This window comes from Paraburkholderia sp. J7 (assembly GCF_905220155.1).
Taxonomy (GTDB): Bacteria; Pseudomonadota; Gammaproteobacteria; order Burkholderiales; family Burkholderiaceae; genus Paraburkholderia.
The window spans coordinates 1-533 of the sequence record NZ_CAJMYZ010000093.1 but is presented as its reverse complement, the minus strand read 5'-3'; the positions used below and the strand labels follow the sequence as shown (position 1 = coordinate 533).

At 61.0% G+C, this 533-nt stretch carries 1 pseudogene; it reads left to right on the top strand.

Features of this window, described 5'->3' with window-relative positions:
- Positions 1-321: 321 nt before the first annotated feature.
- A pseudogene (locus U5A58_RS40470) lies at positions 322-533 on the top strand (SET domain-containing protein-lysine N-methyltransferase); the annotation flags it as partial.

Below are 533 nucleotides of genomic sequence, written 5' to 3'. Positions count from 1 at the left end.
CGAGCGGGCTTTTTGTTTTCAGGGCACCGCCACCGTCATTGAGGCCAATCATGCACTGCTTGCGGGAACCTTAAGCCGCACGGAACTCACAACGGTGCGCCACAATTGCGGCACGCTTCGGCCTTAACCACCTCAAAATATGCACAGCGACGAGGTCAAACTTAAGAGGCAATTAGCCGGCGCGTTTGCGACGACGAAGTGAGCGCCGAGCGGCCCATATGTGCCGGCCCATGACCAGACACCCGCTACGATCCACCGTCACATGTTGGGAGCCATTGCTGCCGCTATACTCCGGATCTCCCTTCCTCACACATTCCCGGCATGAATCGCGTTTCCGTTCGGCACTCTCCCATTCACGGAAAGGGCGTCTTTGCCTTGCGGGCGCTTTCCGTCGGCGAGCGCATCTTTGAGTACAAGGGGCTTGTCACCACCTGGCGGGAAGCGACCCGCACGTACGCGCGGCGCGCCGATGCCGGGCACACTTTCCTCTTTGGATTGTCGGACGGGCGCGTCATTGATGGCGGCCGCGGCGG